Genomic DNA, 6,618 nt, shown 5'->3' on the forward strand with positions numbered 1-6,618 from the left:
CATGTCTTTTACAAGCCTAAAAGAATTAATTGAACAAGCAGAGCAGGAAAAAACAACAATTTCGGAATTGATGATCAAAACCGAGGTGGAACAGAAAGGTTATTCTAGAGAGACGATCATCGCAAAAATGTCGGAACAATTTACGGTGATGGAAGAAGCTGTCCGGAAAGGGACAATGAGTCCTGTTATGTCCCGAACTGGTTTGACGGGTGGAGATGGAAACCGCCTTTATCAGTATGCAAAAAACGGGAACTCATTTGTCAATCCTACAACATTAAATGCTGCCGCAAATGCGCTGGCGGTATCAGAAGTAAATGCGGCAATGGGGAGGATTGTAGCGACGCCAACAGCCGGTTCAGCGGGAATCTTGCCAGCCGTACTTGTTCACGCCCTTGACAGCGGAAACTTCACCCGGGAGCAGATTATACAGTCGATATTCACTGCTTCTGCTCTCGGTTTAGTCATTGCCAATAAAGCTTCGATATCAGGGGCTGCCGGCGGATGCCAGGCTGAAGTCGGATCAGCAACCGGAATGGCAGCTGGAACATTAGTTGAGCTTGCTGGCGGAACACCGGCACAAGTAGGAAATGCCGTCGGAATTGCTTTGAAAAATTCACTCGGATTGGTTTGTGATCCAGTTGCTGGTCTGGTGGAAATACCTTGCATCATTCGCAACGGTTTACATGCTATTACCGCGCAAGCTGCAGCAGACATGGCTCTAGCTGGGGTAACAAGCATCATTCTTCCAGATGAAGTGATCCATGTTATGCATGAAGTTGGACAGCAAATGCCTGAATCATTGAGAGAAACCGGGATAGGGGGTCTTGCTGGAACTCCGACAGGGCAAAAATTAAAAGAACAGATTCTCGGTGAAAAATCGAGTAGTTGTGGGCCAGCGAAATACGAAAGTGCATATGAAATCATCGGTCCTGTAATGGTTGGCCCTTCAAGTTCGCATACAGCCGGAGCTGTCCGAATCGGTAACATTGCCCGCCAGCTATTAAATGAGAATCCTTTATATGTGAATTTCTCGCTAATGGGCTCCTTTGCCAAAACCTATCAGGGCCATGGGACAGATCTAGCTCTATTAGCAGGTGTTCTTGGGTTAACGACAATGGATGATGGCATTCCAAACGCCAAAGAACTCGCTAATGAAAAAGGATTAAAATACGAATTCACAAAACGGGTGCTTGGAAGTTATCATCCAAATACTGTTCGCGTGGAACTGACAGGATCTTCCCGTACTGTAAAGGTATTAGCCAGTTCTTTAGGCGGTGGTAAAGTGGAAGTTCAGGAATTTAATGATTATCCATTAAAGTTTTCAGGAGAACGGCCAACACTTGTGATACGCCATACCGATAAAAAAGGAGTTATTGCCGACTTATCAGGAATTCTTTATCAAAATGGATATAACATCGCCCGTATGGCTAATGAACGTTCGAAAATTAATGGTGAGGCCATAACGATTTGTGAAGTCGACAACAAAATCGAAGAAACTTTTCTATCTTTACTAAAAAAAGAAATTCCGATTATTAACGAAATTGGCTTGGTTCAAACTAAGTAGTTGACTAGCAAGTGCTCAATATGACGAAAATGAGTTAAAGAAAACAGCGAAAAGAATCCGGCATACTATTGAGCAAGCAGGCTGCAACAGCTATGGTATAACGATCAGCATTTTGAAGTGGATTGTATCAATAAAAAAATTCAAAGAGAATTTGAGAAAAAGAAATTATATCATTACGAAAAGTATAGGGAGAATTTTAACTATTACTTAAAGAACTGTTGAGTAAGCAAAACTGAATAAATCACGCTAGAGCATCCTATCTGGGTGACCCTTTTTGTAGCCAAAATCCATGTCGCCTTTGAGCAGCGTTTTTAATACAAAAAGGAATGGGTAACTGAAGGGGGGTGGAGGATTCAGGGAGGAAAGCCGAAAGATACTACTATATTGTCATTCTTCATTTAAGTTATATAATGAAATCATCAAGATAGACGAAGGTGGGAGACTTTTTGACATTACTTTTTGGCTTTTCTGAATACCTAAGAAAAAACACAAATTCTCTAGCTCGTGAAATTGTTGAAGCTGTTCTTCATAAAATGAAGTTAGAAATTCCTGAATGGGAGAAAGAACAAGCTGTCATTATGTATGTTGAACTTTTGGGATTTTTAAGTGAATTAGTGCTAGACGAAAAGAAAGATACAGCTCCAGAGGCTCTTATAAAATGGAGTAAGCAAAATGCAGCTATGCAAGTCTCATCAGGAGGAACTATTTCAGAAATTGCCGTTCGGTATCCTCCAACCCGGCAGGTTTTCCTTGAACTGTTTACAAAAATCAGCTCACAGCTTGGTTTATCTCTAAACGAAAATGTTTTTATCCTAAAACAGATCAACACCCTATTAGATATCAGCTTAAACGAAACCATTTTCGCATTTGAACGCCTTTCCGATCAGCTGCAAGAGGAAAACCAAAAAGAACTGGCAAGACTGTCAGCACCTATTGTACCTGTTAAAGATGATGTAGTTGTTATTCCTCTGATTGGAGAATTCAGCGAATACCGATTGAAATATATAGCAGACCATGTTATCCCAAAAATCTCGGAAATGGACGTTGATTATGTTATCGCTGACCTTTCAGGAATTTTTAACCTCAATAAAGAAATTGCAAAATACTTTGATCAAATAGGGGCAACGCTTCAGCTAATGGGAATCCGTGTCCTTACGACAGGCTTACGTCCCGAAGTCGTACAAGCAGTGGTTAGCAGTCAGAGTGTTGATCCGTCTAAAATTGAAGCTTTTGCTACAGTGAAGCAGGCATTAGAAAGCCTTCAGTAGATTTTGGTCAGGAATGAGCAGTTTATATGCATGCTTTGTTTGTTATCAGGGCAAGGGATAAGTGTTAATAAATTAATCTAAACTTATGTATGTAAATAAAAGAGGAGACTTGCAGATGCAAGTCTATTTTTTATTGCTCATAAGGAATGATTTTATATGAATAAACTTTATTTAGTACGCGTCTACACTTATCTAAACAGAATAAGGGAGACGTTAAACGTGATTAAATCAGAAAAAGTTAAAATGATCGGTGCGATTATTGTATTCAGTTTGGTAATGGCGTTAATGTTTTTTATATCTGCAAAAGCAGGGGAATCCCTGCACATGGTACAGGACAAGGAGTTATCGTTCAGATACTTTATTCAAGAATTGAAGAGTTCTCGGGTTTCTAGTCGCATTAAACACTTCATTAGGCGTACCTTGTTCAACTACAACGCCGCCGTCCATAAAAATGATTTGGTCGGCAGCTTCGTTCGCAAATTTCATTTCGTGGGTTACGACTGCCATTGTCCTTCCTTCGTTTGCCAGGTCCTTCATTACCTTTAGTACTTCACCGACCAGTTCAGGATCGAGAGCTGATGTTGGCTCATCAAAAAGAAGAACTTCTGGATCTATAGCCATCGCGCGTGCGATCCCAACACGCTGCTGCTGGCCTCCGGATAATTGGAACGGATACATATCCGCCCGATCACGCAGCCCGACTTTTTCTAATAAAGATAAAGCTTTTTTTCTGGCATCATCTTTAGAACGTTTTAAAACGATCACTTGTCCCTCCATGACATTCTCAACAGCCGTCAAATGAGGGAATAAGTTATAGCTTTGAAAAACCATTCCGGTCTGCTTTCTAAAAGAAACAATTTCCGCTTGTTTAAGTCTGGTGCTTGCCGTTATATCTAACGTTTTGTTTCCCAGAGTGATGGTTCCTTTGTCAGGCATCTCTAGCAGGTTTAAACAGCGGAGGAGCGTTGTCTTTCCAGATCCTGAAGGTCCGATAATGACTGCTGTTTTTCCTTTTTCAATAGAAAGACTTACCCCTTTTAATACTTCGAGTTTATCAAACCGTTTATATAAATTATCAATTGTGATCATCGCTTACCTCCACTATTTCGCTATGCCGCGGCCATACCGTATTTCAAGCCTGCCCTGAAAATAAGAAAGCACAGTACTGAATATTAAGTAGAAGAAGGCTACTTCGATATAAAGCCAGAGGGGCTCATACGTAACAGCTGCAATCTGCTGTCCCTTTTGAAATAATTCAGTAACCGTAATAGTGGCCGCAAGAGAAGTATCTTTAACAAGACTGATAAAAGAATTGCCAAGCGGTGGAAGGGAAACACGAACCGCCTGCGGAAGCACAATCCTTTTAAGAGCCTGAGATTTTGTCATACCAATACTATAGGCGGCTTCCCACTGGCCTTTATTAATCGATAATATGGCAGCACGTATGATCTCCGAACTGTATGCCCCTTTATTCAGGGTGAAAACAATAACAGCAGCCGCAAATGGAGAAAGGGTAACTCCTACGCTTGGAAGCCCGTAGAAAATGATAAACAGCTGAACCAATAATGGCGTTCCCCTAAAAATCCATACATAAAAACGTGTTAAAAGAACAAGCGGCATAAATCCGGAAATCCTTGCTACAGCCGTAAAGAAAGCTAAAATTAGGCCAAGGGTAAAAGTGATTAGTGTTAAAGGAATGGTGTACTGCAAACCCGCCATTAAGATAGGAAAAAAAGATTCACTAAGGATTCCTATAATTCGTTCTGTACGTTCCTCCCCAAACATATGCGATCTCTTCCTTTATTTCGATACGTCTGCACCGAACCATTTATTAGATATTTTTTCGAACGTACCGTCTTTTTTCATGTCGTTAAGAGTACCATTAACAGCATCAACTAATTCTTTATTGTCTTTGCGGAAAAGAAAAGCACTCTCAGCAGCATTGTTTTCCGTATAGGCGATTTTGATTGGAAGCTCGGGACGCTGCTTTTTCAAATCTAAATAAGAAAGGCTATCGTTTAAAGTAGCGTCAGCGCGTTTGGAGGTGACTAAATCTATCGCCTGGTTAAAGCTCTCTACTCCGGTAATTTTTGCTCCATGCTCTTCTGTTGTTTGGCGGTAATTGCTTGTTAAAGACTGGGCAACTGTTTTGCCTTGCAAATCATCAAGCGATTTAATCTCGTTGTTGTCATCTCTTACAATTAGAACAGCTTTTGAAATGGTATAAGGATCAGAAAAATCATATTTTTCTTTGCGCTCATCGTTGATTCCAACCTGATTTGCAATCATGTCATAGCGTTTCGCATCAAGCCCGGCAATCATGCCATCCCACTTTGTTTCAACAAACTGTGGCTTAATATCTAAACGTTTAAACACTTCTGTTGCAATTTCGACATCAAACCCAGTTAATTTTCCGGACTTATCATGGAAGGTAAATGGAGAATATGTACCTTCAGTGCCAATTGTGATGACGCCTTTTTCTTTTATTTTCTCATAAGAGCTTTGTGCTTCCTGTTTACTTTCTTCCTCCTTCTTACCCTCGTTTGCATTATTTCCGCCGCATGCAGCAAGTGCGAGAACCAAAACAAGAGTAATGATAGATAATACTAATTTTTTCATGCTGTAACCTCCAGTTTTGTGATAGGTTTTATAAACTTATTGCTAGATGGTTCAGTAAGCTCTAAATGTCAGCGGATTTACGGTGTATTTTTCCCTCAGAGCAAAGTAATATTCCATTATTCATAATTGGATCAAACAACATGAAAAATACGGTGAGAAAGCTCTCGAAAATGCTATAGACCTTATTCTCTGCAGGATAAAAAGTTTCCAATATGCAAATTGACGTTCCTTTTGTTGAACTTTTCTTATTACTAAAAGAGCAGGAGCTGTTAAACATGGCAAAACGTAAAACCTAAAAGAATGTAATAAAGAGCTGGCTTTACAAGGGCTAAAGCTGCATATTTATGGCTTAAAATTACGTGCCATGCCTGCTTCTGTTCAAAAAGAAAAGATTAAAAAAAATTCTAGGGGGGGTGCTCGTTTCACAAAAAACTTTTATCTTGCTGAACGGATGGAAGGTTACAGGGAAACAAGTGAAACCCTGTCAGTTGCTTAATTCAAAAAGGCATTTAACGCTCTCAAAGAGCATTCTGCTTTTAACTGGCTCAAAGAAGTTAGTGAAATTGTGTGGAATGTGCCTGCGAGGAATTGGAGGATGGGTATGACCGTTTATTTCAAAGGTCAGAATAAATTTCCTAAGTTCAAAAAGAAACACGCTTTTAATCAGAGTTATTCAACAAAAGAAACCGACAACAATATTAAATTCAATATAGAAAGCGAAACTGTTCAACTGTCGAAAATCGGCAAGGTTAAAGTCCGTTTGTCAAAGAAACATTGTCAGGTGTTTCGAAAGAATGGCTTTAATGGAAAAATCAAAGAAGCCACTGTGTCTCGTCACAGTAGCGGCTGTTATTATATTTCTTTAAAAGTAGAAGAAGTTATACCGTTAAAACCTAAGCTTGACTTAGCTTCTATATGGAAATGCTGAAAAAAGAAAGTTAGCAATAAATATTTTTAAAAAAGTATTGATTTTATAATTTGAGGATGATAATATTTAATATCTGTCGCTAGTGCGGATTATTCTGCAATAGCTCAGTGGTAGAGCGCCTGCTTTGCACGCAGGAGGTCAGCGGTTCGATCCCGCTAGGCTCCACCAATATTTTTAATACTTTTTTTGGCGGTGTAGCTCAGCTGGCTAGAGCGTACGGTTCATACCCGTGAGGTCGG

Annotated in this window: 6 protein-coding genes; 3 read left to right on the forward strand and 3 right to left on the reverse strand. The window is 39.9% G+C overall.

The features are described 5' to 3' along the window. Position 1: 1 nt before the first annotated feature. Positions 2 to 1,564 carry an L-serine ammonia-lyase, iron-sulfur-dependent, subunit alpha gene (gene sdaAA / locus RIN81_RS03635; protein WP_309087466.1) on the forward strand — a complete coding sequence of 521 codons (1,563 nt, stop codon included), beginning with the start codon at positions 2 to 4 and terminating at the stop codon, positions 1,562 to 1,564. Positions 1,565 to 2,010: 446 nt separating this feature from the next. Further along, the gene (locus RIN81_RS03640) at positions 2,011 to 2,832 is read left to right on the forward strand and encodes an STAS domain-containing protein (protein WP_309087468.1); all 822 of its coding nucleotides are present in this window, start codon (positions 2,011 to 2,013) and stop codon (positions 2,830 to 2,832) included. A gap of 342 nt (positions 2,833 to 3,174) precedes the next feature. On the opposite strand, the gene RIN81_RS03645 is transcribed toward RIN81_RS03640, so the two are convergent. The 3 genes from RIN81_RS03645 to RIN81_RS03655 are packed head-to-tail and all read right to left on the reverse strand — an operon-like array spanning position 3,175 to position 5,451. Then, a complete protein-coding gene (locus RIN81_RS03645; RefSeq protein ID WP_309087470.1) occupies positions 3,175 to 3,921 on the reverse strand; it encodes an amino acid ABC transporter ATP-binding protein in 747 nt (248 codons plus the stop codon). A gap of 12 nt (positions 3,922 to 3,933) precedes the next feature. Next, positions 3,934 to 4,617, reverse strand: coding sequence for an amino acid ABC transporter permease (locus RIN81_RS03650; RefSeq protein ID WP_251273664.1), 684 nt, complete (start codon positions 4,615 to 4,617; stop codon positions 3,934 to 3,936). A gap of 15 nt (positions 4,618 to 4,632) precedes the next feature. Continuing rightward, the gene (locus tag RIN81_RS03655; protein WP_309087473.1) at positions 4,633 to 5,451 is read right to left on the reverse strand and encodes an amino acid ABC transporter substrate-binding protein; all 819 of its coding nucleotides are present in this window, start codon (positions 5,449 to 5,451) and stop codon (positions 4,633 to 4,635) included. A 601-nt stretch (positions 5,452 to 6,052) separates the two neighbouring features. Here RIN81_RS03655 and RIN81_RS03660 point away from each other — a divergent pair. After that, on the forward strand, positions 6,053 to 6,379 hold the full coding sequence (locus RIN81_RS03660) for a hypothetical protein (RefSeq protein ID WP_309087474.1): 327 nt from the start codon (positions 6,053 to 6,055) through the stop codon (positions 6,377 to 6,379). Positions 6,380 to 6,618 lie beyond the last annotated feature (239 nt).

This window comes from Domibacillus sp. (assembly GCF_031181085.1).
Classification (GTDB): Bacteria; Bacillota; Bacilli; order Bacillales; family Domibacillaceae; genus Domibacillus.

Bases quoted from the DNA above. Each gene is read 5' to 3' on its own strand.
- sdaAA (WP_309087466.1), top strand. From the start codon at position 2: ATGTCTTTTACAAGCCTAAAAGAATTAATTGAACAAGCAGAGCAGGAA.
- RIN81_RS03645 (WP_309087470.1), bottom strand. From the start codon at position 3,921: ATGATCACAATTGATAATTTATATAAACGGTTTGATAAACTCGAAGTA.
- RIN81_RS03650 (WP_251273664.1), bottom strand. From the start codon at position 4,617: ATGTTTGGGGAGGAACGTACAGAACGAATTATAGGAATCCTTAGTGAA.
- RIN81_RS03655 (WP_309087473.1), bottom strand. From the start codon at position 5,451: ATGAAAAAATTAGTATTATCTATCATTACTCTTGTTTTGGTTCTCGCA.
- RIN81_RS03660 (WP_309087474.1), top strand. From the start codon at position 6,053: ATGACCGTTTATTTCAAAGGTCAGAATAAATTTCCTAAGTTCAAAAAG.